The organism is Pseudomonas sp. RT6P73 (assembly GCF_054897715.1).
Genome location: NZ_JBUBUV010000002.1, coordinates 949,981 through 975,508 on the forward strand (window position 1 = coordinate 949,981; position 25,528 = coordinate 975,508).

At 60.9% G+C, this 25,528-nt stretch carries 26 protein-coding genes; 18 read left to right on the forward strand and 8 right to left on the reverse strand.

The annotated features are described in order from the left end of the window. Positions 1-82: 82 nt before the first annotated feature. The gene (locus ACYZT6_RS04790) at positions 83-682 is read left to right on the forward strand and encodes an acyl carrier protein phosphodiesterase (RefSeq protein WP_462025941.1); all 600 of its coding nucleotides are present in this window, start codon (positions 83-85) and stop codon (positions 680-682) included. Between the two features lie 83 nt (positions 683-765). On the opposite strand, the gene ACYZT6_RS04795 is transcribed toward ACYZT6_RS04790, so the two are convergent. Together ACYZT6_RS04795 and olsB are read right to left on the reverse strand one after the other, a co-directional pair. Next, positions 766-1,557 carry a lysophospholipid acyltransferase family protein gene (locus ACYZT6_RS04795; RefSeq protein ID WP_462025942.1) on the reverse strand — a complete coding sequence of 264 codons (792 nt, stop codon included), beginning with the start codon at positions 1,555-1,557 and terminating at the stop codon, positions 766-768. Beyond that, positions 1,557-2,312 (reverse strand): L-ornithine N(alpha)-acyltransferase, encoded by a 756-nt coding sequence (gene olsB / locus ACYZT6_RS04800; RefSeq protein WP_208671639.1) that lies wholly within the window; start codon positions 2,310-2,312, stop codon positions 1,557-1,559. The genes ACYZT6_RS04795 and olsB overlap by 1 nt, the downstream gene beginning before the upstream one ends. A 155-nt stretch (positions 2,313-2,467) precedes the next feature. Between olsB and ACYZT6_RS04805 the strand changes: the two genes are divergently transcribed. The 5 genes from ACYZT6_RS04805 to ACYZT6_RS04825 all read left to right on the forward strand — a co-directional run bounded on the left by ACYZT6_RS04805 (position 2,468) and on the right by ACYZT6_RS04825 (position 6,942). Then, positions 2,468-3,346, forward strand: coding sequence for an acyl-CoA dehydrogenase middle domain-containing protein (locus ACYZT6_RS04805; protein ID WP_462025943.1), 879 nt, complete (start codon positions 2,468-2,470; stop codon positions 3,344-3,346). A gap of 157 nt (positions 3,347-3,503) precedes the next feature. Further along, entirely contained in the window at positions 3,504-4,598 is a 1,095-nt protein-coding gene (locus tag ACYZT6_RS04810) for a serine hydrolase domain-containing protein (protein ID WP_462025944.1), read from the forward strand. Further along, positions 4,595-4,924, forward strand: a complete 330-nt coding sequence (locus ACYZT6_RS04815; protein WP_462025945.1) for an amidase — start codon at positions 4,595-4,597, stop codon at positions 4,922-4,924. The genes ACYZT6_RS04810 and ACYZT6_RS04815 overlap by 4 nt, the downstream gene beginning before the upstream one ends. 268 nt (positions 4,925-5,192) lie before the next feature. Next, positions 5,193-5,783, forward strand: a complete 591-nt coding sequence (locus ACYZT6_RS04820) for a YceI family protein (protein ID WP_462025946.1) — start codon at positions 5,193-5,195, stop codon at positions 5,781-5,783. 1 nt (position 5,784) lies between these two features. Then, positions 5,785-6,942 (forward strand): phospholipase D-like domain-containing protein, encoded by a 1,158-nt coding sequence (locus ACYZT6_RS04825; protein WP_462025947.1) that lies wholly within the window; start codon positions 5,785-5,787, stop codon positions 6,940-6,942. Between the two features lie 132 nt (positions 6,943-7,074). Here the strand turns inward: ACYZT6_RS04825 and bglX are convergent, their stop codons facing one another. Further along, positions 7,075-9,366, reverse strand: coding sequence for a beta-glucosidase BglX (gene bglX, locus ACYZT6_RS04830; protein WP_462025948.1), 2,292 nt, complete (start codon positions 9,364-9,366; stop codon positions 7,075-7,077). Between the two features lie 237 nt (positions 9,367-9,603). Between bglX and ACYZT6_RS04835 the strand changes: the two genes are divergently transcribed. The 4 genes from ACYZT6_RS04835 (at position 9,604) to ACYZT6_RS04850 (ending at position 13,129) form a co-directional block, all read left to right on the forward strand. Further along, the gene (locus ACYZT6_RS04835) at positions 9,604-10,215 is read left to right on the forward strand and encodes a LemA family protein (RefSeq protein ID WP_462025949.1); all 612 of its coding nucleotides are present in this window, start codon (positions 9,604-9,606) and stop codon (positions 10,213-10,215) included. 43 nt (positions 10,216-10,258) lie between these two features. After that, positions 10,259-11,017 (forward strand): TPM domain-containing protein, encoded by a 759-nt coding sequence (locus ACYZT6_RS04840; protein ID WP_462025950.1) that lies wholly within the window; start codon positions 10,259-10,261, stop codon positions 11,015-11,017. 28 nt (positions 11,018-11,045) lie between these two features. Then, the gene (locus ACYZT6_RS04845; RefSeq protein WP_109628344.1) at positions 11,046-11,663 is read left to right on the forward strand and encodes a TPM domain-containing protein; all 618 of its coding nucleotides are present in this window, start codon (positions 11,046-11,048) and stop codon (positions 11,661-11,663) included. Positions 11,664-11,914: 251 nt separating this feature from the next. Next, positions 11,915-13,129 (forward strand): class I SAM-dependent methyltransferase, encoded by a 1,215-nt coding sequence (locus ACYZT6_RS04850; protein ID WP_462025951.1) that lies wholly within the window; start codon positions 11,915-11,917, stop codon positions 13,127-13,129. Positions 13,130-13,198: 69 nt separating this feature from the next. On the opposite strand, the gene ACYZT6_RS04855 is transcribed toward ACYZT6_RS04850, so the two are convergent. Beyond that, the gene (locus tag ACYZT6_RS04855; RefSeq protein WP_462025952.1) at positions 13,199-14,104 is read right to left on the reverse strand and encodes a DMT family transporter; all 906 of its coding nucleotides are present in this window, start codon (positions 14,102-14,104) and stop codon (positions 13,199-13,201) included. A 326-nt stretch (positions 14,105-14,430) separates the two neighbouring features. On the opposite strand from ACYZT6_RS04855, the gene ACYZT6_RS04860 reads away from it, so the two are divergent. The 3 genes from ACYZT6_RS04860 (at position 14,431) to ACYZT6_RS04870 (ending at position 15,834) form a co-directional block, all read left to right on the forward strand. After that, entirely contained in the window at positions 14,431-15,012 is a 582-nt protein-coding gene (locus ACYZT6_RS04860; protein ID WP_192420596.1) for a DJ-1/PfpI family protein, read from the forward strand. 13 nt (positions 15,013-15,025) lie between these two features. Continuing rightward, positions 15,026-15,331 (forward strand): ribbon-helix-helix domain-containing protein, encoded by a 306-nt coding sequence (locus ACYZT6_RS04865; protein WP_462025953.1) that lies wholly within the window; start codon positions 15,026-15,028, stop codon positions 15,329-15,331. A gap of 158 nt (positions 15,332-15,489) precedes the next feature. Continuing rightward, positions 15,490-15,834 carry a YegP family protein gene (locus tag ACYZT6_RS04870; protein WP_462025954.1) on the forward strand — a complete coding sequence of 115 codons (345 nt, stop codon included), beginning with the start codon at positions 15,490-15,492 and terminating at the stop codon, positions 15,832-15,834. Positions 15,835-15,975: 141 nt separating this feature from the next. Here the strand turns inward: ACYZT6_RS04870 and ACYZT6_RS04875 are convergent, their stop codons facing one another. Both ACYZT6_RS04875 and ACYZT6_RS04880 read right to left on the reverse strand, forming a co-directional pair. Then, positions 15,976-16,863, reverse strand: a complete 888-nt coding sequence (locus ACYZT6_RS04875) for a dihydrodipicolinate synthase family protein (protein WP_462025955.1) — start codon at positions 16,861-16,863, stop codon at positions 15,976-15,978. Positions 16,864-16,892: 29 nt separating this feature from the next. Continuing rightward, on the reverse strand, positions 16,893-17,675 hold the full coding sequence (locus ACYZT6_RS04880; RefSeq protein WP_109628350.1) for an aldolase: 783 nt from the start codon (positions 17,673-17,675) through the stop codon (positions 16,893-16,895). A gap of 109 nt (positions 17,676-17,784) precedes the next feature. Between ACYZT6_RS04880 and ACYZT6_RS04885 the strand changes: the two genes are divergently transcribed. Continuing rightward, complete coding sequence (locus ACYZT6_RS04885; protein WP_462025956.1) at positions 17,785-18,327, forward strand: helix-turn-helix domain-containing protein; 543 nt, start codon at positions 17,785-17,787, stop codon at positions 18,325-18,327. 146 nt (positions 18,328-18,473) lie between these two features. On the opposite strand, the gene ACYZT6_RS04890 is transcribed toward ACYZT6_RS04885, so the two are convergent. Next, the gene (locus ACYZT6_RS04890; protein ID WP_131059335.1) at positions 18,474-19,493 is read right to left on the reverse strand and encodes a DUF4917 family protein; all 1,020 of its coding nucleotides are present in this window, start codon (positions 19,491-19,493) and stop codon (positions 18,474-18,476) included. Between the two features lie 156 nt (positions 19,494-19,649). Between ACYZT6_RS04890 and yiaY the strand changes: the two genes are divergently transcribed. Next, positions 19,650-20,798: an L-threonine dehydrogenase gene (gene yiaY, locus ACYZT6_RS04895; protein WP_462025957.1), complete on the forward strand. Its 1,149-nt coding sequence runs from the start codon at positions 19,650-19,652 to the stop codon at positions 20,796-20,798. On the opposite strand, the gene ACYZT6_RS04900 is transcribed toward yiaY, so the two are convergent. Continuing rightward, complete coding sequence (locus tag ACYZT6_RS04900) at positions 20,795-21,958, reverse strand: multidrug effflux MFS transporter (protein WP_462025958.1); 1,164 nt, start codon at positions 21,956-21,958, stop codon at positions 20,795-20,797. The genes yiaY and ACYZT6_RS04900 overlap by 4 nt on opposite strands. A gap of 195 nt (positions 21,959-22,153) precedes the next feature. On the opposite strand from ACYZT6_RS04900, the gene ACYZT6_RS04905 reads away from it, so the two are divergent. The 3 genes from ACYZT6_RS04905 (at position 22,154) to ACYZT6_RS04915 (ending at position 25,413) form a co-directional block, all read left to right on the forward strand. Beyond that, the gene (locus tag ACYZT6_RS04905; RefSeq protein WP_462025959.1) at positions 22,154-23,062 is read left to right on the forward strand and encodes a LysR family transcriptional regulator; all 909 of its coding nucleotides are present in this window, start codon (positions 22,154-22,156) and stop codon (positions 23,060-23,062) included. Between the two features lie 234 nt (positions 23,063-23,296). Beyond that, a complete protein-coding gene (locus ACYZT6_RS04910) occupies positions 23,297-24,490 on the forward strand; it encodes a CaiB/BaiF CoA transferase family protein (RefSeq protein WP_462025960.1) in 1,194 nt (397 codons plus the stop codon). After that, positions 24,487-25,413, forward strand: coding sequence for a hydroxymethylglutaryl-CoA lyase (locus ACYZT6_RS04915; protein WP_462025961.1), 927 nt, complete (start codon positions 24,487-24,489; stop codon positions 25,411-25,413). The genes ACYZT6_RS04910 and ACYZT6_RS04915 overlap by 4 nt, the downstream gene beginning before the upstream one ends. The last annotated feature ends 115 nt before the right edge of the window (positions 25,414-25,528 follow it).

Consider the following 25,528-nt stretch of genomic DNA (forward strand, 5'->3'; position numbering starts at 1 on the left):
TGATGACCGCATAAATCGGTATATCGGGTTATAACGATACGCTGGGTGTAAAGATATAAAGGCGCAGTGCTAAGCTGCGCCCATGAATTATCTCGCACATCTTCACCTCGGTGGCCAGCGCCCCGGTCAATTGCTCGGCAGTCTGTATGGCGATTTCGTCAAGGGACGGCTGCAAGGGCAGTTCGACCCGGAGATCGAAGCGGCCATCCAGCTGCATCGCAGCATCGACGTTTTCACCGACCGTCATCCGTTGGTGGATACCTCGTTGTCGCGGTTTTCCATCACGCGCCGGCGTTACGCCGGGATCGTGCTCGACGTGTTTTTCGACCACTGCCTAGCGCGAGACTGGACGCTCTACTCGGACCAGCCACTGGAGCGGTTCACTTCGGATGTGTATCGGGTGCTGTCGGCCGAGCCGCAATTGCCGGAACGGCTGGCGAGGATCGCGCCGCACATGGTGGCGCATGACTGGCTGGGTTCTTATCAGGAATTCGAGGTGCTGGAGCAGGTGCTGCGGGGGATTTCGCGGCGGTTGACCCGGCCTGAGGAACTGGCGGGGGCGATGCAGGAGTTGCGGGTGTTGTATGAGCCGTTGAGTGATGACTTCAGGTTGTTCTATCCGCAGCTGCAGGACTTTGCCCGAATCAATGTGGGAGCGAGCTTGCTCGCGATGAGGCCATAGCAGTCAGCATTGATGGTGACTGGTAGATAGCTATCGCGAGCAAGCTCGCTCCCACAGGTTTCTCTGTTGAATCAGAGATCCTGTCAGGCCGCGATGGCGGGGCGCATCGGGGCTTGCTGGGTTTCCGGAATCGCCCCGAACAACGCCTTCTGCACCGCCTGCTGCGCCTCGAACGCCAGCGCCGCCCGTTCACGACCTTCGCAAGCGATCGGCTTGAGCACTTGAATTTCCACTTCCCCGCGATCATTGGCGAACAGACGCATCAGGTGCGACAGCAAATCATCATCGCCAATGAACGGCGCCAGCGAGTCTAGTTCGCCGTCACGCAGATAACGGATCGCCACGGGTTGCAGCTTCACTTCCGAGTCAATCGCCGCTGACAACAAACGGCCATGAAACGTGCGCAACGAACGTCCATTGGTGGTGGTGCCTTCCGGGAACATCAGCAGCGGATGTTCCTGCGCGAGGTGGCGCGTCATCTGTTTGCGAATCAGCTGGCTGTCACCCGACCCGCGACGGATAAACAGGCTGCCGGCCTTGGCTGCCAACCAACCGGCCACCGGCCACGTGCGGACCTCGGCCTTGGACAGGAACGACATCGGCGTGAGCATGCCCAGCAACGGAATGTCGGTCCACGACACGTGATTGCTGACCCACAGCATCGGCTCTTTCGGCAGTTTCCCGTGAACCGTCACACGAAAGGGCAGGGCGTTGCTCAACCGCGCCATGAAAAATCGCGACCAGCGCTGGCGGCGGACCATCGAATGGGCAATCCCCAAGCGCTCGAGCAGCCCGAATACACTGGCCATGCTCAAACCCAGCGCGACCACCACCAGCACTCGCGCAATCCGCGCGTACACGCGCAAACGGCTCATCAGACCGCCGCCTTGAAGTGCTTGGCATAACGCGGGCAGAGCTCGTCGCGCTTGAGCAGGATAAACACGTCGGCGACCTGGAAATCTTCGTCCCAGCACGGCTCGCCGCAGATCTTCGCGCCAAGACGCATATAGGCCTTGAGCAGCGGCGGCATTTCGGCGATCACGTTGGACGGGATGTCCAGCACCGGCAAGGGTTTCTTCGGCTCGGCCCGCAGGTGTTCGGTGCACAGGTAGCGTTCACGCAGGCGCTGCATGATCGCGTGGGCCTGAATCCCGCCGTCCTGCATCGGAATGCTCGCGCAACCCATCAAATAGCTGTAACCGCCCTGATTCAGCACTTCGGCCAGTTCACCCCAGAGCACCGCGATGGTGCCGCCGTTGCGATAAGCCGGGTCGACGCAAGTGCGACCGATTTCCAGGATCGGGCCCTTCAAATGCACCAGGCCATGCAGGCTGAATTCTTCTTCACTGTAGAACTTGCCCAGGCTGCTGGCCGCCGTGTGATCGAGCAAGCGGGTGGTCGCCACCAGGCGTCCAGTGTTCAAGTCACGCACGCCGATGTGGGCGCAGTGAACATCATAGTCGTCCATGTCCAGACCCAGTTCCGCGCCTTTGAGCTTGGCGTTGAACTCGCCGCTGAAGACGTTGAAGCGCAAGGCCTGGGCTTCCTGCAATGCCTCGGCGCCCACCAGGCGTTCGGCTTGCAGGCGGCGTTCATTGCCGGTGTCGCTGATGCGGGCGATCTGAGTCATTGGGAATCTCCGTGCGGGCTGTTCACCCGTCTTGGGTTGCAAGCCGATCGACTTTCTTTATGCAGCCGTGTTGTGCAAAGTCAGGCTATGTAGCCCCGGTGTCATCGCCATGAAGCTTTGGTGATGCTTATATGACAGCCCACAAGGAGCCTCTTATGCCCTGGCAAAACCTGCTGAATCGCCGCGATCGCCTGCCCGCCAACCCGGACCTGGCGGAGGGGTTCGCGACCTTGTTGCACACGTTGGGCACGGTCACGCCCTTCGAACTGGCGGTGGTCGGCGGGCGGTTGATGGCGACGCCGGGGCTGGCGTTTCTGGTGGGGTATCAGGCGGCGTTGCGCGTGCTTTGGCCGAGCGCGCCGCTGAGCCTCGGTGCGTTGTGTGTCACCGAACAGCGCAGCCTGCGGGTGGCGGACATGCAGACTCGCCTGGGTGATTTACGCGTGAGTGGGCGCAAGGATTTCGTCACCGCTGGCGATGCGGCCGACTGGCTGCTGATCGCCGCTCGCAGTGAGGCGCCCGGCGAAAGTCCGCGCCTGAGTCTGGCGGTGGTCTATCCCGATGAACCGGGCGTGCGCCTGGAAAAGCTCCCGGCGATCCCGCTGATGCCGGACATCAGCCACGGCCGGTTGTTTCTGGACAACGCCCAGTGCGAATTGCTCGCGGGGGATGGCTGGGATGCCTACGTCAAACCGTTCCGCACGCTGGAAGACATTTATGTGCTGAGCGCGATGACGGCGTGGCTGTATGGCGTCGGTCAGGACAGTGACTGGCCACAAAGCTTGCTTTTGCGATTGCTGGCGCTGTTGGCCGGGTGCGCGGAAGTCAGCCGGCAAGCGCCGAATAATCTGGCCGGGCATATCGTGCTGGGGGGATTGTTTGCGCAATTCGACGGGCTCAAGGTTGAGATCAATCAGGCACTGGCCGATGGCCCGCCACATTGGGCGGCGATGTGGCTGCGTGATCAGGCGGTGATGGATTTGGCGGCGGGGGCCAGAGGTAAGCGGTTGGCCAAGGCGTTGGCGGCGATCTGACGTGCCTCTTCGCGGGCAAGCCTCGCTCCTACAGGAGTTCGCTATACCATGTAGGAGCGAGGCTTGCCCGCGAAGGCGGCCTCCCTTGCAGCACAAATCCCTGAACTGTCATCAACCTCGACTAGGCTCACCCAGCCCACCCCTCCGAGCCCCCGCCATGTTCAAAGGCTTGTCCCTGATCTTCATGCTGCTGCTCAGCCTCACGGCCCATGCCGAAAACTGGCCCGCCGAGCAATGGTCGACGGCGCCGAAAGTCACCGGCCCAGCACTTCAGGCCCTGGAAACTTACGCCTTCCCGCCCCGCGACGACGCTACCCGACAAGGCATCCGCACCGACGCCTTGCTGGTGATCCGTGACGGTCAATTGATCTACGAACGCTACGCCGGCCCGACCACGGCCGACACGCCGCACCTGACTTGGTCCATCAGCAAAAGCCTGATGGCGACGGTTCTCGGTGTGGCCTACGGCGAAGGCCTGTTCAAACTTCAGGATCCAGCGCTGAAGTTTTATCCGCCGCTGGAAAAACACCCGGCGATCACCCTGGCCGACCTGCTGCACTGGGCTTCAGGCCTGGACTGGCAGGAAGACTACGAATACGCCCCATTGAAGTCCTCGGTGGTGGCCATGCTTTACACCCGGGGTCATCAAGACATGGCGGCATTCACCGCCGACCACGATGAATACGCCAGGCCCGGTCAGGCTTTTCGGTACTCCAGCGGTGACAGCAACCTGCTGTCTGCGGCGCTGAAAAACATCGTCGGCCCGGTACGTTATCCCGACTATCCATGGACGGCGCTGTTCGAGCCGCTGGGGATTCGTCACGCCGTGTGGGAAACCGATGCCACGGGCACTTTCGTCGCGTCCTCTTATGCCTACCTCACCGCCCGAGACCTGGCGCGAGTCGGTCTGCTGATGGCGCGCGACGGTCGCTGGGGTGATCGACAACTGCTGCCCAAAGACTGGGTCGCCTTCAGCCGCGAACCCTTCGCTCACTATCAAGCCACTCAGGACGATGCGGTTCCCGGCGGTCATTGGTGGCTCAACCGCGCAGTGGACGGCGCCGCCCGACCCTGGCCCGATGCGCCCGCCGATACCTTTACCGCACTGGGCCATTGGGGCCAGGCGATGTACGTGATCCCCAGCGAAAAACTGGTGATCGTGCGTTACGGCGATGACCGCGACGAGCGCTACCGGCACAACGAATTGCTCAAGCTCGCGCTCAAGGCATTTGCCGGGAAGGTGCAGCCATGAACCGCCGCCGTTTTGTACGTCGCCGACCCTTCCTCACGCTGTTGCTGGTATTGCTGGTCGCCTTGCTCGGCTGGGTCTGGCAAGAGCGGGTGGCGCTGTGGGCGTTCCCGGACATCATCAGCGCTTACACCGCCAAGGAATATTGCTCGTGCCGGTACGTGATGGGCAATCAAACCGAGTACTGCCACAGCTATACGAAACAGTGGCTGCCCACCAGCGGCTTTACCGATGACCCCGCCAGCAAACGCGTGACCGTCAGCGGCATGGGCCGCAGCAACAGCGCCCAATGGATCGGCGAACGCCAAGGCTGCCGCCTGCAACCCTGAGTGCACTGAAATTTCTTGTGGTGTAGGGCTGTTGTGGCGAGGGGGTTTACCCCCGTTGGGTCGCGAAGCGGCCCCATTCGATTTATCAGTCAGACCGTGTTTTCAGGTTTTACGACTGCTTCGCAGCCGAACGGGGGTAAACCCCCTCGCCACAACAGCCCATCACCACAGGAATATGTCATTGGCTCAAGTTCGGTGGCATTAGAGTTTGCAACCCGCCTCAGGGCGGTTAAGGTTCGCTCAGGTTTATTTCCCCTCACGAGTCTTTATGTTCAAGCGGTCCCTCTCCAAAACCCTCGCCTTCCTGCTGCTGGCCGGCGCCTCGCTGTCGGCCCAGGCCAATTGGTACCTCGACGGCGAGTCCTCGCGGCTGTCGTTCATCAGCACCAAAAACGCCAACATCTCCGAAGTGCAGCGCTTTCTGGTGTTGCATGGCAAGGTCAGTCCCAAAGGCCTGGCCGAGGTGGAAGTCGAGATGGAGTCGGTGAACAGCGGCATCCCGCTGCGTGACGAGCGCATGCGCAAGGAGCTGTTCGAGATCCAGACCTTCCCCGAAGCACTGATCACCGCGCAGATTGATCTGCGCCCGATCAACGACCTCGCGCCCGGTGCCCAACTGGAGCTGCGCTTGCCGCTGACCGTCAACCTTCACGGGAAAACCCACGAATACAACGCTGAACTGCTGGCGACCCGTCTCGATGACCGGCGCTTCCAGGTGGTGACCCTTGAGCCGCTTATCATCAATGCCGAAGACTTCGATCTGGCACCGGGCCTGGAAAGTTTGCGCAAGGTCGCCGGTTTGTCGGCCATCAGCCTGTCGGTGCCGGTGGGTGCGGTACTGATTTTCACGGCGCGCTGACATGGCCGGTGCAATCTTTCCCTGGCGTGCAGGCAACCACTTCGAACTGCTGATCGACGGTCCGCAGTTTTTTCCGCGCATGTTGGTCGCGATTGCCCGCGCTGAAGAACAGGTCGAACTGGAGCTGTACCTGGTGGAGGCGGGGGCCTGCGCCGAGGCCATGGTGCAAGCGCTGGTGCAAGCGGCCGAGCGCGGCGTGCGCGTGCGCTGCCTGTTCGATGACTATGGCAGTCTCGCGTTCACCCTGACCTTGCGCCAGCGTCTGATGGCCGCGGGCGTGGAGCTGCGTTTCTACAATCGCCTGAGCTGGCGGCGCTGGGTGGGTAACTTTTACCGAGATCACCGCAAGCTGTTGCTGGTGGATCAGAGCATGGCTGTGGTGGGCGGCACGGGCGTCACGGATGAGTTCTGGACGCCTGGCGAAGACACCAGCGAATGGCACGAGGTGATGGTGGAAATCACCGGTCCCTTGGTCATCGACTGGCAGCTGCTGTTCGATCGGCAATGGATCGCCAACCGCCATCGCCGCGCCTGGAAACCTGCCTCGCATTTCGGCTTGCCGCGATTGCCGCGCGTACCGTCCACAGGTGAGGGCATGGGGCGCGTGGCGTATGCCGACGCCCGCCAGCACCGCGACATCCTGCAATCGCTGATTCGTGCGCTGAACAGCGGCCAGCGGCGGATCTGGTTGGCCACGCCGTATTTCCTGCCGACCTGGAAAGTCCGCCGCTCGTTGCGCAGGGCCGCCAGCCGAGGCGTCGACGTGCGCCTGCTGCTGACCGGACCGCGCACCGATCACCCGTCGGTGCGCTACGCCGGGCACCGCTACTACCCGCGACTACTCAAGGCCGGGGTGAAGGTCTTCGAATATCAGCCGTGTTTCCTGCACCTGAAAATGGTGCTCATCGATGACTGGGTGAGCATCGGCTCGTGCAATTTCGATCACTGGAACCTGCGTTTCAATCTGGAAGCCAACCTTGAGGCGCTGGACCCGGGGCTGACGGCAGCAGTGGTGACGAGTTTCGAGAAGGACTTTGCGCAAAGCCTGGAGGTCAGCCTGGAGGAATGGCAACGCCGGCCGCTGTGGCGGCGGGTCAAGCAAAGGGTTTGGGGATGGGTGGATCGGTTGGTGGTGAATCTGCTGGATCGCCGCGGATAGTCGTCACACTTAAAACCACTGTGGGAGCGAGCCTGCTCGCGATGGCGGCTTAACATTCAATAGAGATGCTGAATGTTATGACCTCATCGCGAGCAGGCTCGCTCCCACAGTTTTATTGCGGTGTGTCAGGTGTTACAGGAGTTCAAAGCTCTGCTGCGTCACGTCCTGGGAATCCAGGCCGATCTGCACGTTGAACTTGCCCGGTTCTGCCGCGTACTTGAGCTGGGCGTTGTAGAACTTCAAGTCATCCTCGGTGATGGTGAAGTGCACGACTTTCTGTTCGCCGGCTTTCAACATCACTTTCTGGAAGTTCTTCAGTTCCTTGACTGGGCGGATCATCGAGCCGGTCACGTCCTGGATGTACAGCTGCACCACGGTTTCGCCGTCACGCTTGCCGGTGTTTTTCACCATCACGCTGGCGTCGAGCTTGCCGGTCTTGTTCAGCGTGGTCGACGACAAGGCCATGTCGCTCAGGCTGAAATCGGTGTAGCTCAGGCCGAAACCGAACGGGAACAGCGGGCCGGTGGTGTCATCGAAATACTGCGAGGTGTAGTTGCCCGGTTTGCCCGGTGTGAACGGCCGGCCAATGCTCAGGTGGTTGTAGTAGGTCGGAATCTGGCCCACCGAACGCGGGAAGGTGATCGGCAGTTTGCCCGACGGGTTGTAGTCGCCAAACAGCACGTCGGCGATGGCGTTGCCGCCTTCGGTGCCGCTGAACCAGGTTTCCAGAATCGCGTCAGCCTGTTCCTTCTCTTCGAGAATCGACAGCGGACGTCCGTTCATCAATACCAGCACCAGCGGTTTGCCGGTTGCCTTCAGGGCCTTGATCAAGTCGCGCTGGTTGGCCGGGATGTTCAGGTCGGTACGGCTCGAGGATTCATGGGACATGCCACGGGACTCGCCGACCGCTGCGACGACGACATCAGCGTCCTTGGCGGCTTTCACCGCTTCGTCGATCAGCACTTGGGCCGAACGCGGATCGTCCACCACTTCCGGCGCATCGAAGTTGAGGAAGTTCAGGTAATCGAGGGCTTTCTTGTCACTGGTGATGTTGGCGCCGCGGGCGTAGATCAGCGTCGATTGCGCGCCCAGTGCGTTGGTCATGCCGTCGAACAGCGTCACCGATTGCGCAGGGCGACCGTTGGCGGCCCAACTGCCCATCATGTCGATCGGTGCCTTGGCCAATGGACCGACCAAGACGATCTTCGCAGTTTTCTTCAGCGGCAAAGTTTCGCCCTGATTCTTCAGCAACACCAGGCTGCGGCGCGCAACGTCGCGAGCCTCGGCACGGTGCAGGCGGCTGTCGGCGTTAGTGTCGGCCGGATCATCTTCAGCCTTGCCGATGCGCAGGTACGGGTCCTTGAACAGGCCCATGTCGTACTTGGCGTCGAGCACCGCACGCACGGCGTTGTCGATGTCGCTCTGCTGGATCTCACCGGCCTTCAGCAGCCCTGGCAGTTCTTTGCCGTAGAGCGTGTCGTTCATGCTCATGTGGATGCCGGCCTTGATCGCCAGCTTCGCTGCTTCGCGGCCATCGCGAGCAACACCGTGCTTGATCAGCTCGAAAATCGCCCCGTGGTCGCTGACGGCCAGGCCTTTGAAGCCCCATTGCTTGCGCAGCAGGTCGTTCATCAGCCAGGTGTCGGCGGTGGCCGGCACGCCGTTGATCGAGTTCAACGCGACCATCACCCCGCCAGCACCGGCGTCGATGGCGGCGCGGTACGGTGGCAGGTAGTCCTGGTACATTTTGACCGGGCTCATGTCGACGACGTTGTAGTCGCGACCGCCCTCGACCGCGCCGTACAAGGCAAAGTGCTTGACGCTGGCCATGATGCTGTCGGCTGCGTTCGCGCCGGTGCCCTGGAAGGCCCGGACCATGACGCCGGCAATGCGCGACACCAGGTACGTGTCTTCGCCGAAGCCTTCGGAAGTCCGGCCCCAACGCGGGTCGCGGGAGATGTCGACCATCGGCGCGAAGGTGATGTCGAGGCCGTCCGACGCGGCTTCCTTGGCGGCGATGCGCCCGGACAGGCCGATGGCGTCCATGTCCCAGCTCGAGGCCAGGGCGATCGGGATCGGGAAAATCGTGCGATGACCGTGGATCACGTCATAGGCGAAGAACATCGGGATTTTCAACCGGCTGCGCATGGCCGCGTCCTGCATCGGACGGTTTTCCGGGCGCGTGATCGAGTTGAACGTGCCACCGATGTTGCCCGCCGCGATTTCCTTGCGGATCATCTCCCGAGGCATTTCCGGGCCGATGCTGATCAGGCGTAACTGGCCGATCTTTTCATCGAGGGTCATTTGCTTCATCAGGTTGCTGATGAATGCGTCCTTGTTTTCCAGAGGTGTGGGCGTCGTGGCGGCCAATACGGTATGACTGGCCAGGCTGACGAGCAGGCCCAGCAAACACAGGTTCTTCATGAATGGTTTTCTCTAAAGCCTAAACGGCAGTGAATACGCGCCGGTCAGCCAAAATTTAGGGAGCGACTATTGTTGTTCAGGTAAATGCAGCACACTTCTGTAGTGTTTTAGCGCTGGGGCATCTTTTAGCCCATTGGCTCGATGCAATCCAGTGGTGGCGGCAGATTATGCCCCAAGACACCGCTCAGAAGGTCGCGGGTTGTTTTTCAACGGAATGTGCAAGGGAGCGTCAACCAGATGAATGTACGACACCACTATCGGTCGAGCCTGCAGGTTGCAGCCTTGATGTTGCTGACCACGTTGCTGGCCGGCTGCGGCATCAACAACATTCCGACCCTCGACGAGCAGGCCAAGTCCGCCTGGGGTCAGGTGCAGAACCAGTACCAGCGCCGCGCTGACCTGATCCCCAACCTGGTGGAAACCGTCAAGGGCTACGCCAGACATGAAGAAGAAACCCTGACCGCGGTGATCGAAGCCCGGGCCAAGGCGACGTCGATTCAGGTGGATGCCAGCACCCTGGATAACCCGGAAAAACTCAAGCAGTTCCAGCAGGCGCAGGACCAGTTGACCGGTGCCTTGAGCCGTTTGATGGTGGTGTCCGAGCGTTACCCGGACCTCAAGGCCAACCAGAATTTCCTCGCCTTGCAATCGCAGCTCGAAGGCACCGAGAACCGCATTGCCGTGGCGCGTCGCGACTTTATCCTCGCGGTGCAGAAATACAACACCGAAATCCGCACCTTTCCGGGTCGCCTGTGGCACACCGTGATGTACAGCGATTTGCCGATCCGTGAAACCTTCGAGGCCACCAGCCCCAATGCTGAAAAAGCACCTGAAGTGAAGTTCCAGTAAGCACCGGGACGGGTTCGAAGCATCACCACGGATGAGGTTGCCAATGCGCGTGTTGAAAGTGGGCCTGGTGCTGTTGCTGTGGGTGTTTACCCTGACGGCCCAGGCCGAGTTGAAGTTTCCGCAACTGACCGGGCGGGTGGTCGATAACGCCCAGATGATCGAACCGTCGGTGCGCGAGCAGCTGACGCAACAACTCCAGGCCCATGAAAAAGCCACCGGCGAGCAATTGGTCGTGGTGACGGTGCCGGACCTGCAGGGCACCGATATCGCAGACTTCGGTTATCAGCTGGGACGCTACTGGGGCATCGGCGAGAAGGACAAAAACACTGGCGCGTTGCTGATTGTCGCGCGCGATGATCGTAAATTGCGCATTGAAGTCGGTTACGGCCTGGAAGATCGCCTGACCGATGCGCAGAGTTCGGTGATCATCAACCAGGTGATCACGCCAGCGTTCAAGACCGGCAACTTCAGCAAAGGCATCAGCGATGGGGTTGCCGCGATGCTGGTGGTGTTGGGCGGCAGTCCGCTGGATGAGCCGTCGACGGTCTACGAGCCGCGCGGTAATGAGGGCGACGATTTCCTGTCCCGCCATCCGGGCGTGTTCGTGTTTCTGGTGATGCTGTTCATCCTGACGATTTTCGTCTGCCAGATGCTCGGGATCATGCCCAGCGGTGGTGGCGGTGGCCGAGGAAGCTCGGGTGGCGGCTTCGGCGGTGGAGGTTTTGGCGGCGGCGGTGGAGGCGGGGGCTTCAGCGGCGGCGGTGGCAGTTTCGGGGGCGGCGGTTCGTCGGGCGGCTGGTGAGAATAATAATGAGCGAGCACTGTTAAACATGGCATTACTGACTGAACACGAACAACGCAAAGTCGCCGAGGCGATTGCCCGGGTCGAGCGCGACACCGATGCCGAACTGGTGACCGTGCTCGCGGCCCGCGCCGACGACTATGCGTACATCCCGCTGCTGTGGGCCAGCCTGCTGGCGCTGGTGGTGCCGGGGGTCGTGCATTACCTGACCGGCTGGCTGACGATGCACAGCCTGCTGCTGGTGCAATGGATCAGTTTCATCGTGCTGTGCCTGGTGTTCCGTATTCCGAAAGTCACCACCCACCTGATCCCGCGTTCGGTGCGCCATTGGCGCGCCTCCAACCTGGCGCGTCGGCAGTTTCTGGAGCAGAACCTGCACCACACGGTGGGCAGCACCGGGATGCTGATTTTCGTCTGCGAAGCCGAGCGGTATGTGGAGATTCTGGTGGATGAAGGGATTTCCAAACGGCTGGACAACAAGAACTGGGACGCAATTGTTGCGGCGTTTACGCAACAGGTGAAGCAGGGGCAGACGTTGCAGGGGTTTGTGACGTGCGTGGAGGCCTGTGGCGAATTGCTCAAGGTGCATGTGCCGGTGACGCATGTGAGGAATGAGTTGCCGAATCGGTTGGTGGTGTTGGGCTGAATCTCAGCAACGACGCATTCCCTGTAGCAGCTGGCGAAGCCTGCGTTCGGCTGCGAAGCAGTCGTAAATCCGGTATTCACGGTCTTCCTGATGCACCGCGTGTGCTGATTTAACGACTGCTTCGCAGCCGAACGCAGGCTTCGCCAGCTGCTACAGATAGCACCGTTCGGGAAATTAGCCGTGCCCTCGCATGCCATCCCCCCTAAAATACCCGCCATTCCCGATTCGCTCCGCCCGAGGCCGTTTTTTCCATGTCTGTCACCGCCACTCCCGCCAGCCTCGCGCCGGATCACCACGCCCAGTTCATCGATCTGCTGCAAACCAGCCTCGACCAGAATGCCCTCATCAAGCTCGTGCTGGCCAAGTACGTCGGCACCGAAGCGGATCTGCAACGGCTGATCATCAAGCAGCTGACGGTCAAGGATCAGCCCTGCCTGTCCTTCGTCTACCGCTACAAGACCCGCGACATCACCAAAAACCTGCCAATTATCGAGGGCGTGGCGACCCTCGCCGCGCTATTGCCGTCTTCGTTCAAAAATGCGCATTTGCTGTCTCTGACTGACGAAGCCCAGCTCGAATACAGCAAAAAGGGCAAGTCTTCGCTGTTCAAGAGCAAACCCCAGCAATTGCGCGAAGTGCCGTCCGCCGAGCACAACCGTGAGAAGAACCGCTTCCTCGACCTGAGCCGGCCGTTCCTCGCCGACCTCGGTGTGACGAACAGCAAACACGAGCTGATCCCAGCGATGTCGCGCAAGTGGAAGCAGATCAACAAGTTCATCGAAGTCTTCAGCCATGCGCTGACCACCTCGCCCCTGGCGCTGGACAAGCCGGTGCAGGTGGCGGATTTCGGGTCGGGCAAGGGTTACCTGACCTTCGCGATCCACGACTACCTGCGCAACACCTTGAAGGCCGACGGCGTGGTGACCGGCGTCGAGCTGCGCGAAGAAATGGTCAACCTGTGCAATGCCGCCGCCGCGAAGCTCGAGCATCCGGGGCTGGTGTTCAAGTGCGGTGACGTGCGCAGCGTCGCGCCGAGCGAGCTGGACGTGATGATCGCGCTGCACGCCTGCGACATCGCCACCGACTATGCGATCCACACCGGCATCCGTTCCGGCGCCTCGATCATCATGTGCTCGCCGTGCTGCCACAAACAGATCCGCCTGCAAATCCAGAGCCCGGCGCTGCTCAAGCCGATGCTGCAATACGGTCTGCATCTGGGCCAGCAAGCGGAAATGGTCACCGACAGTTTGCGTGCGTTGTTCCTTGAGGCTTGCGGTTACGAGACCAAGGTCTTCGAGTTCATCTCACTGGACCACACCAACAAGAACAAAATGATTCTGGCGGTCAAACGCGCTGAGCCGGTAGACCCGACCCAGCTGTTGGTGAAGATCCAGGAACTTAAGGATTTCTACCAGATCACCGAACATTGCCTCGAAACCCTGCTGCGAGCCGACGGTTACCTCTGACCCCCTGCGATCCTGTGGGAGCTAGCCTGCTAGCGATGGCGGCTTTACATTCAGCATAAATGTTGAATTTTACGGCCCCTTCGCGAGCAGGCTCGCTCCCACACTTGGTTTGATGGCGGTCTTGCGACCCAGCATCACCGTCACAATCACCCCGGCGGCAAATAGCCAGGTGATCGGCTCGATGTGTTCACCAAAGAACAACGCCGAAAACGCGATGGTGAAGAAGATCTGCAACAGCTGGATCTGACTGACCCGGGCAATGCCGCCCATCGCCAGCCCGGCGTACCAGGCAAAGAACCCGATGAATTGCGAAAACAGCGAAACATAACCAAACGCCCACCAGGTCTTGGCCGAAATCTCGCCCTGGTGTTGCAGCGCCAAATACACCACCGGCCCGATCAACAACGGTGTCGACAGCACCAGCGCCCAGCAGATCACCTGCCAGCCACCCATCTCTTTGGCCAACCGGCCGCCCTCGGCATAACCCAGCCCGCCCACGGCAATCGCCCCGAGCATCAGCAAATCACCGGCCTGAATGCTGCCAGCCCCGCTGATCAGCGCATAACCCAGCACCAACGCACTGCCGAGCGCAGCGCAGGCCCAGAAGGCTTTTGACGGTCGTTCATGGGAAAGCCACGCGGCGTATAGCGCGACGCACAGCGGCTGCAAACCGTTGACCAGTGCTCCGTGGGAGGCCGGCAAGGTTTGCATCGCCCAGGCCGACAACACCGGGAAGCCGAGGATCACCCCCGCGATCACCAGAGTCAGGCCTTTGACCTGTTTCCAGGTGGGCCATTTTTCCCGGCGCCACAGCAACAGCATCGCCGCCGGAACCGCCGCAAACAGCGCCCGGCCCAAACCGTTGAGCAGCGGATGGAGTTCCTGCACGACGATCCGCGTGAAGGGCAGGGTGAGGCTGAAGATCACAACGCCCAGCAGGCCGAGGGCCATGCCGGTGTTTTCGCGCGAGGACATGATGGGGGACCAGAATCTAAGGGGATTGGATGTGTATTCATCTAGCCATAAACCAATGGTTTTGGCGCTTACAGCTGGGAACAGAAATATCCGTACAGTTGAGCGCGATCCTTGTGGCGAGGGAGCTTGCTCCCGTTCGGCTGCGCAGCAGTCGTAAACCTGAAGACCTGATTCTCTGGGAAGAATGCAGGGGCCGCTTCGCAGCCCAGCGGGAGCAAGCTCCCTCGCCACAAAAGCTCATTGTCCGTAGTAGCTGGTTATTACCCGACCTCCTGGATAAGGACTACCTTGAATACTCCTACGTATTTCCCAGAGGAGTCCTCCCCATGGCTGCCAAGAAAATCCTGATGCTGGTCGGCGATTACGTCGAAGACTACGAAGTGATGGTGCCCTTCCAGGCGCTGCTGATGGTCGGCCACACGGTGCATGCCGTTTGCCCGGACAAATCCGCTGGCCAGACCGTGCGCACGGCGATTCATGACTTCGAAGGCGATCAGACCTACAGCGAAAAACCCGGCCACTTGTTCGCCCTGAACTTCGATTTCGCCAAAGTCGCTGAAGCCGACTACGACGCGCTGCTGATCCCCGGCGGTCGTGCGCCGGAATACCTGCGCCTGAACGAAAAAGTCCTGGAGCTGGTGCGCGCATTCGACAAGGCTGGCAAGCCGATCGCCGCCGTGTGTCACGGTGCGCAATTGCTGGCGGCAGCGGGGATTCTCGAAGGTCGCGAGTGCAGCGCCTACCCCGCCTGTGCCCCGGAAGTACGCCTGGCGGGCGGTACGTTCATCGATATCCCGGTGACGGAAGGTCACGTACAAGGCAATCTGGCCACTGCGCCAGCCTGGCCGGCGCACCCGAGCTGGCTCGCCGGTTTCCTCGGGTTGCTGGGCACCAAAATCACGCTGTAACGAGGGACTTTTCATGTGCGAGCTCTACGTCAAAGCCGATCCGATTCTCTACGAATCGCGCTCCCGCTCGCTGCGCATCTGCGGGGTGGTCACCACCCTGCGGCTGGAGAATCAGTTCTGGGACATCCTCAGTGAAATCGCCGGGGTCGACGGCATGACCACCAACCAGTTGATCGCCAAGCTGTATGAAGAGGTGATGGACTACCGCGGCGAGGTGGTGAATTTCGCCTCGTTTTTGCGGGTGAGTTGTACGCGGTATTTGAGTCAGCGGCGGGTGGCTGCGCCGGAGTTGTCGGTGGTGCGGGCGGTGGTGAAATAGCGCAGACCGCTTTCGCGGGCAAGCCTCGCTCCTACAAGGAAGACGCAAAACCTGTAGGAGCGAGGCTTGCCCGCGAAGAGGTCGGTACAGGCGACAGAAATCCCGGCGTGGTCTTTACTCTGAAGCGCAAAACCTCTCAATTGCCAAGGAGAAAGAGCATGTCCGGATGGTACGAAGTGAGCAAAAGCAGCAACGGTCAGTTCAAGTTTGTACTGAAGGCCGCCAACGCCGAAACCATTCTGACCAGCGAGCTGTACACCACTCGCGGCGCTGCCGACAACGGCATTGCTTCGGTGCAGAAGAACAGCCCGCTGGATGAACGCTACGAAAAGAAAACCACCAAGGATGGCCATCCTTACTTCAACCTCAAGGCCGGCAACCACGAAATCATTGGCAGCAGCGAGGCTTATGCGTCCGCTGGCGCGATGGATAAAGGCATCGCCAGCGTCAAGGTCAATGGGCCGACCACCGTGATCAAGGACAAGACTTTGCCGGTGCTCTGAGCACACCTTTAAACCCAATACAAATCCATTGTGGGAGCTAGCCTGCTAGCGATGGCTGCTTAACATTCGACGAAGATGTTGAATGTCTGGCCGCTATCGCTAGCAGGCTAGCTCCCACATTGGTTTTGTGTGTGCTTGAGATCAGCGCAAGGCTTTCAACAACTCTTGCAACTGACCAACGCCAGCCTCACCGAGTGGAAACACCGGCAACCGCGGATCGCCCACCTCCAGCCCAGTCGCGCGCAAACCGGCCTTGATCGTCGCCGGCAAGCCACCCTTGAGGATGAAGTCCAGCACCGGCAACTGGCGATAGAACAACTCCCGCGCCTTGCCCAGGTCGTTGGCCAATACCGCTTCATACAAATCGAGATTGAGCTGCGGGATCAGGTTCGGCGCGGCCGTGCACCAGCCTTTCGCACCGGCGGCAAAGGCTTCCAGCGCCAGCGGATTGCAGCCGTTGTAGAACGGCACCTGGCCTTCGCCCAACAGTTGCAGCTTGTGCATGCGCTGGATGTCGCCGGTGCTCTCCTTGACCATGGTCACGTTTTCCACGGCATTGACGATCCGCAGGATCAGGTCCACCGACATGTCGGTGCCGCTGGTGGCCGGGTTGTTGTAGAGCATGATCGGCACGCCGATGCTCTCGCCGATGGCGCGGTAGTGGGCGAGGATTTCCGCTTCGCTGAGTTTCCAGTAGGACGTCGGCAGCACCATCACCACATCAGCCCCGTGGGCTTCGGCGAAACGCGCGCGGCGCACGGCTTTGGCGGTGGTCAGGTCGGACACGCTGACGATGGTCGGCACGCGTTTGGCCACATGCTTGATGCTGAATTCGCTGACCTGATCCCACTCGGCGTCGCTCAGGTAAGCGCCTTCGCCGGTGCTGCCCAGCGGTGCGATGGCGTGGACGCCACCGTCGATCAAACGGTCGATGGAACGCCCGAGCGCGTCGAGATCGACGCCTTCGCCATTGGCGGTGAAGGGGGTGATGGTGTAGCCGATGATGCCGTGAATGGTTGGGGTCGACATGCTGTGTCTCCTTCAGAAAATGAGTGGGTTCAGTTCAGGCAATCGGCGTGTTGACGCAGGTTCTGCCGGGCGTAGTAGTTGAACGCAGCGCCGTGGCGCTTGGGTTTCGAGATCCAGTCATGGGCTTCGCGGCCCAGTTCCGGCAGGATCGGCTTGATCGTCCCGGCACTCATCGCCAGCAGTTGCAGCTTCGCCGCACGCTCGATCAATTGAGCGATGACACAGGCTTCTTCGATGGTCGTGCCGGTGGACAACTGGCCGTGGTGCGAAAGCAGAATCGCGCGTTTGTCGCCCAGTGCACCGGCGATCAAATCACCTTCTTCGTTGCCCACCGGCACACCCGGCCAGCCTTCAAGGAACGCGCAATCGTCGTAGAGCGGGCAGAGGTCCATGTGGGAAATCTGCAGCGGCACTTCGAGCATCGACAGCGCCGCGACGTGAGTCGGGTGCGTGTGGATGATGCAGTTCACGTCGGGCCGGGCGCGGTACACCCAACTGTGGAAACGGTTGGCCGGGTTGGGCATGCCGTGGCCTTCAAGCACTTCCAGGTCTTCGTTGACCAGCAGCAGATTGCTCGCGGTGATCTCGTCGAAACCCAGGCCCAGTTGTTGAGTGTAGTAAGTGCCCGGTTGAGGGCCACGGGCTGTGATTTGCCCGGCCAGGCCGGAGTCGTGACCATTCTCGAACAGAATCCGGCAGGTCAGGGCCAGCTTTTGCCGGTCGGTCCACGTATTATCCGCCAGGGTGTTTTGCATCTGGGTCAACGCTTGCTTGACCAGTTGCTCTTTGGGTAGTGCTAAGGTCTTGGCCATATCGGTGTCCTTGGGTGGTTTCATGCAAATGACACAACAAAGGCTATATGACACTTTGTGTCATTGGCAAGGACAAATCGTCGCCTCCTTGATGGATTAATCGTTCTTCATGTCTATCCGTTTGAAATTACTGAGAAAAAAACTTGGTGTGACGCTGGAGGCCTTGGCCGAAAAATCCGGCATGACCAAGAGCTACCTGTCGAAAGTCGAGCGTGGGCTGAATACCCCGTCGATCGCTGCCGCCCTGAAACTGGCCAAGGCGCTGAACGTGAAGGTCGAGGAGTTGTTCTCCGAAGACAACATCAGCCTCGACAGCTACAGCCTGGTGCGCAGCGACGAACGCCAGTCCCTGGCGGCCAACGATGAAAGCCCCGGCTACGCGGTGCTGGCCCATCAGGTCAGCGAGCGCAGCCTGCTGCCGTTCATGATTTATCCGCCGAACGAATTCGCCGACAAAACCTTCAAGGAACATCTGGGGGAAGAGTTTCTATTCGTCCACGAAGGGCAGGTGGAAGTGGACTTCATGAACGAGCGCGTGCTGCTCAATCGGGGGGATGCGCTGCACTTCAATGCGCAGAAGCCGCACCGGATCCGGTCAGTGGGGGAGGTGCAGGCGCAGTTGCTGGTGGTGGTGCATAGCGCCGAGGAATGAGTTAACCGGGCTGTTGTGGCGAGGGGGCTTGCCCCCGTTCGGCTGCGAAGCAGTCGTAAAACTTGCCGGCGGGATTTTGCTGAAAGAATGCAGGGGGCCGCTGCGCGACCCAACGGGGGCAAGCCCCCTCGCCACAGGTGTTCGCTTCAGACCTCGACGGGAACTGTCAGCTTCGGGCTGCCAAGCGCATGCGTCTTCGAATCAAAAAACCGCAGCTCTGACCCCGTCCCCTCAAACACCTTCGCGTAATGCCGCTTCTGATGCTGGATAAACGCCTTACTGCGCGGGTAGATCGAGATCGCGACCACCTTGGGTTTCGCCTGGCGCAACGCATGGATAATGTGGCTGTCCTGCTCGCCCAGGGCATGACCAAACAGGCACAACCCATCGCCATGGCTCAATAACTGGTCGTAGCAAAACGACAAGTAATCCGAACTGCGAATGGTCTTGAGCTTGTCCGCGCTCGGCCCTTCATTCACAAACAGCGGCACGTCATCCAGCGTCTTGATCGTATTGTTGATCGCAAAACTGCCCAGCAACGTGCCCTCGGTCGACATCAGTTTGCGCGCCGTGCCGTCCTGATTGCGCACCAGATGCAGACCGCCATGCAGGTACAGCAAACGGGTTTTATCGGTCGCCGTGGCGCTCAAATCAAAACCCGGTTCGGCACCCTGGAACAGGTCGGTGATCGCATCCGGCTGATGCTGAATCGCCCAATAATTCAGCAAGTCGTAGTTAGTGGTGAACACCGTCCGATAACTGCCCAGTTCCTGACTGATGGTCGCCAGGGTCGCAGGTACCACCAGTCGCCACGGAATGTGGACCGCGTGAACCGTGTTGATCAGCGCTTCCTTTATCGCGTAGTAACGATTGCGTGGCGCGGCGGAGCTGACGGCCAGGGCCTTGTTGACCCGGCTGGTGGTTTTCAGCGCGCTCAGCACCTGCTCGAAACTGCGGGTCTGCATGGCGTCGAATACGCTCAGCTCGGACTGGCTCAGGGGTTTTTCTTCAACGGTGCGGGCGTTTTCGAACAGCGAGTCGTAGCCGAAGTCGTCCCACACCGCGCGGCTGGCGCCATTGCCCACCAGCAAACCGCTGAACGAGGCGGTGGCGCGCAAGGCGTTCCAGTCTTCAAGTTGGGCATCAACATCCTGGAAATCGGTCATTGCGGTTCAAAGTCTCAAAGCAAAGGGTCTGATGGGCGGCGACTTTATCACGACCGGGACTTGAGCCAGATCAAGTTACTGCGTAACCGATAGGTCGATCCTGTGGGTACCCGCTGAATCGGCATTGCTGGTTCGGCCCCGCCAGGAGACACGCTCATGAGCAGCACGTTTTTCATTCCCGCCGTGAACATCATGGGCAACGATTGCCTGGACGAAGCCATGGATGCCATTGGCAAGTACGGCTTTCGCAAGGCACTGATCGTCACCGACGCCGGGCTGGCCAAGGCCGGCGTAGCGAAGATGATTGCCGAGAAACTGGCGATGCAGGACATCGACTCGGTGATCTTCGACGGCGCCAAACCGAACCCGAGCATCGCCAACGTCGAGAGTGGCCTGGGCCTGCTCAAGGAAAGTCTCTGCGATTTCGTGGTGTCCCTCGGTGGCGGTTCACCCCACGACTGCGCCAAGGGCATTGCGTTGTGTGCGACCAACGGCGGGCAGATCCGCGACTACGAAGGTGTCGACCGCTCCACCCAGCCGCAACTGCCGCTGATCGCGATCAACACCACCGCCGGCACGGCCAGCGAGATGACCCGTTTTTGCATCATCACCGACGAATCGCGCCACGTGAAAATGGCCATCGTCGACCGCAACGTCACGCCGCTGTTGTCGGTCAACGACCCGGCGCTGATGGTCGCCATGCCCAAGGGCCTGACCGCTGCCACTGGCATGGACGCACTGACTCACGCCATCGAAGCCTACGTGTCCACCGCGGCCAACCCGATCACCGATGCCTGCGCACTGAAGGCGATCACGCTGATCAGCAACAACCTGCGCCTGGCCGTGCGCGACGGCAGCGACATGGCCGCACGGGAAAACATGGCCTACGCGCAGTTCCTCGCTGGCATGGCGTTCAATAACGCATCCCTGGGGTATGTCCACGCCATGGCTCACCAGTTGGGCGGGTTCTACGACCTGCCTCATGGTGTGTGCAACGCGGTGTTGCTGCCCCACGTACAAAGTTTCAATGCGCAGGTGTGCGCCTCGCGCCTGACTGATGTGGCCCACGCGATGGGCGCCGATACCCGTGGTGTCAGCCCGGAAGAGGGGGCTCAGGCAGCCATCGTCGCGATCCGCAGCTTGTCCAGAGACGTGGAAATTCCCGCCGGTTTGCGTGAGCTCGGCGCCAAGCTCAACGACATCCCGACGCTCGCCATCAATGCGCTGAAAGACGCCTGCGGCCTGACCAATCCACGGGTCGCGGATCAGCGCCAGATCGAGGAGATTTTCCGCAACGCGTTCTAATCGGTCTGACGGCCGGGCGCGAGCATCACGCAGAGCATCGCGCCCAAGGCCAGCAAGGTGCAAAACAGGGACAGTGGCCATGCCTGCTGGCTTGCAATCAGGCTGGCAATCGCGCCGATGACGGCGGCCATCAGTTGGTGAATGAAACCGCTCAACGCCATCGCATAAGCCCCGCCGACCGGCGAGCCGTCATTGGCCAGGGCCAGACTGATCGGGTAGTTCAAAGACTGCCCGAATACCGCAAGGCAGTACGGCAACCAGAACAGCAGCGCAACGGATGTGCCCGCAATGCTCCCCAGCAACATCACCGCGCTGCCGCCCAACACCAGCCACACGCCCACCGTCATCAGCCAGCGTCGACCGGTGCGCAGCACGAAGGCATTGACCCCCAACGCCCCCAGAAAATACGCCGCGCTGATCGGCCAGCCCAACAGCCCGTATTCCACGGCCGACCAGTTGAACGGGCCTTGCAGAATCAGCGGCGCCGCCGTGTTGAACGCGATGATCACCCCATAACCGAGGCCGCCGGCGAGGGCCGGCAGCAGGAAGGCCCGATCACGCAGAATGCGCCAGTAACTGGGCCAGGCGGACGGCAGAACATTGTCTTCAGCCAGCAGCGGAAACCTGACACGCGCCACGATCAGCGCCATCAACAGACTCACGCCACCCAACAGATAGAAAATCGCCGGCCAGCCCAGCGCCACCTGAATGATCGACCCCAGGTACTGGCCGATACCCAGCGCCACCACGAAGGAAATCGATATCCAGGACAGCGCCTTGGCCAGCAGGTCACCGCGGAAACTGTCGCGGATCAGCACCCGCGCCATGACCGAAATTCCGCTGGCGCCAATCCCCTGAATCAGTCGCCACAACAGGAACGACTCAAGCGTCTGACCCAAGGGCAGGGCCAGGTTACCCAACCCGTAGATGCCGAGTGCGGCGAGCAACACCGGTTTTCGGCCAATGCGCTGACCCAGGCTGCCCCAGAACAACATCGGCAGCGCCATGCCGATCAGGTACACCGCCAAGCCCCAGGACACCTGCGAGGCATCGGCGGATAGATCCCGGGCAATGTCCGGCAGCGCCGGCAGGTAGATGCTCATGCCCAGCTGGGCGAGAAACACCGTGCTGCAGGTGACGAGGAGGGTGCTGCTCTTCATTGAGTCTTCCTTGGGTTTCAGTAAACAACGTCCCTGGCGTGGGTGCGTAAAGCTACATGAATTCACGCGACTTTTTCAGCGATCTCCCGTCGTGATCGGCCAATGAAATTCGGGTGTAGGGCAATGGCGTGTGATGTTGCGAGCCAAAACCGGGCTATCCTGCCGACTCGCCGAACTGAAGCCATCGAGCCCTCCATGCTGCAAAAAAGCCTGATCCGCCGCCTCGACCTGATCACCCTCCAGCTGTTTGTCGCCGTCCACGAAGAAGGCACCCTGACCCGTGCCGCGACCCGCGAAGCGATCGCGGTGTCGGCGGCCAGCAAGCGACTGATGGAATTGGAAGAGGCGCTGGGCATCAGCCTGTTCGTGCGCCAGGCCAAAGGCATGACCCTGACCCCGGCCGGCGAAACCCTGCTGCACCATGCCCGGCAGATGTTGTTCAACGTCGAGAAAATGGGTCTCGAACTGGGCGAGCACAGCCACGGGGTACGCGGTTATGTGCGGATGCTCGCCAACTTGTCGGCGATCATTCAGTTTTTGCCCGAAGACCTGCGGGATTTTTCCGAGCGTCATCCCCAAGTCAAGACCGACCTCGAAGAACGTCCCAGCAGTGGGGTGATTCAGGGCGTGCTGGACGGTGTGGCGGACCTTGGGATCTGTTCCAGTGACAGCGACGTCAAAGGTCTGCACAGCGTGTTTTATCGCCAGGACAAACTGGTGGTGTTGATGCTGCCCGATCATCCGTTGGCCAGTCGTTCCAGCCTGGAATTCGCCGATACGCTGGGCAGCGATTACGTCGGGCTGCATTCCGCCAGCTCGATCAACATGCGCACCCACGCGGCGGCGCGCAAGGCGGGAAAGGTGCTGCGGTTGCGGATTCATGTGCCGGGTTTTGACGCGATGTGCCGGATGGTTCAGGCCAACATGGGCATCGGCATCCTGCCGCAAAAGGCCTATGAATTGTTTGGCCGGGCGTTGGGGTTGCAGGCGGTGCCGTTGACGGATGACTGGTCGGATCGGGCGCTCATTCTGGTGGTGCGTGATGAAGCGGCGTTGTCGCCGGTGAGCCGGATGTTGTTTGAGCAGTTGCGTGGGCAGGCCTGAAATTTTCGTTGATAGGGCCGGCCTCATCGCGGGCAAGCCCGCTCCCACAGTGTTCTGCGGCGTTCACAAATCCCCTGTGGGAGCGGGCTTGCCCGCGATGGCGGCCTCAAGGTCGCGAAAATTTCAGAGCGTTCGCGTTTCGCGAACGAACGTTGCCAACTGAAGGTTGGATTCATCGCCCCCTGGTCCTCTAGCCTTGGCTCATATTCCAAGAACAACAAGAGGTACCCCGCGATGACTGCCCCCTTGAGTGCAATCAAAGTGATCGAGATCGGCACGCTGATCGCCGCGCCGTTCGCTGCGCGCATGCTCGCCGAGTTCGGCGCCGAAGTGATCAAGATCGAAGCCATGGGCCAGGGTGACCCGCTGCGCAAGTGGCGCAAGCTGCACGAAGGCACCTCGCTGTGGTGGTACCTGCAATCGCGAAACAAGAAGTCCCTGGCGCTCAACCTTAAATCCGCCGAAGGCATCGAGCTGGTCAAGCAATTGGCGACCAGTGCCGACGTACTGATCGAAAACCTGCGGCCAGGCGCTTTGGAAAAACTCGGCCTGGGCTGGGACGTGTTGCACGCCCTCAACCCCAACCTGACGCTGGTGCGCATTTCCGGTTACGGCCAGACCGGCCCGTATCGCGACCGTCCGGGTTTCGGTGCCATCGGCGAGGCCATGGGCGGCATCCGTTATACCACCGGCACCCCCGGTTCGCCGCCAGCACGGGTCGGTGTCAGCCTCGGCGATTCCCTGGCGTCCTTGCACGCGGTGATCGGCGCCTTGATGTCGTTGCTGCGGGTCAAGACCGGGCAGGGCGGCGGGCAAGTGGTCGATGTGTCGCTCGCCGAAAGCGTGTTCAACGTCATGGAAAGCCTGGTGCCGGAGTACGACATGCTCGGCCATGTGCGTGAGCGCAGCGGCGGCGCCTTGCCGGGCATCGCGCCGTCCAACACTTACCTGACGGCCGACGGCGCCTACGTGGTGATTGCCGGCAACAGCGACCCGATCTACAAGCGTCTGATGGAAGTGGTCGGTCGTCGCGATCTGGCCGATGCGCCGGAGTTTGCTCATAACGATGGCCGCGCATTGAAAAGTAACGTGCTCGATGCGGCGATCACTCATTGGACCAGCAGCCTGCCGATCGATGAAGTGTTGTCGGCGCTGGAAGCCGCCGAAGTGCCGGCCGGACGCATCTACTCGGTGGCCGACATCGTCGCCGATCCGCACTATCAGGCGCGGGGCATGCTGCTTAGCGCCGACCTGCCGGGCGGCGCCACGGTAAAGATGCCGGGCATCGTGCCGAAAATGTCCGAAACCCCCGGCGGCGTGAACTGGTCCGGGCCTGCATTAGGCCAACACACCGACGGTATCCTTGCGGGCCTGGGCCTTACGGAGCTGGACATCGAACGCCTGAAAGCTGAAGGGGTGGTGCAATGATCACTGATTTTTCCGAGACCCTGATCGTTCAGGAAGTCTCCCCCCGCGACGGCTTGCAGATCGAGCCGACCTGGGTCGAAACCGTCGACAAGATTGCCTTGATCGATCAGCTGTCGCTGGCCGGTTTCAGCCGTATCGAGGCTGGCTCGTTCGTGTCGCCCAAGGCCATTCCGGCGCTGCGCGATGGTGAGCTGGTGTTCAAGGGCATCGCCCGGCAACCGGGGGTGATCTACGTCGCGTTGATCCCCAACCTCAAAGGCGCGCAACGGGCGTTGGCGACAAGGGCCGACGAGCTGAATCTGGTGATGTCCGCCAGCCAGACCCATAACCTGGCCAACATGCGCATGCGTTGTGAAGCCTCGTTGGCGGCGTTCGGCGAGATCGTGCAATACGTCGGTGGCACGCAGGTGCGACTCAACGGCAGCATCGCCACCACCTTCGGCTGCCCGTTCGAAGGCAAGATCGATGAGGATCGCGTGCTGCAAATCGTCGAGGCCTATCAGGAACTCGGCATCCAGGGCATCACGTTGGCCGACACCACCGGCATGGCCAATCCGCGGCAGGTGGATCGTCTGGTGCGGCGGGTCTTGCAGCGGGTTTCGCCAGCGGATCTGACCCTGCATTTCCATAACACCCGCGGCCTCGGTTTGTGCAACGTGCTGGCCGCCTACGAGGCCGGCGCCCGACGCTTCGACGCAGCCCTCGGCGGACTCGGCGGTTGCCCGTTCGCGCCGGGCGCTTCGGGCAATATTTGCACCGAAGACCTGGTCAACCTGTGTGATGAAATCGGCATTCATACCGGCATTGATCTGCCGCTGATACTGAAGTTGTCCCGAGGATTACCCGCGCTGCTGGGCCACGAAGTGCCCGGTCAACTGGCCAAGGCTGGCCGCAATTGCGACCTGCACCCGACCCCGTCCTGACCCCATACAAAACCCTGTGGGAGTGAGCCTGCTCGCGATAGCGGTGGGTCAGTCAATGCGATGTCGGAAATGACTCAGTCATCGCGAGCAGGCTCACTCCCACAGTAAAAGCGTC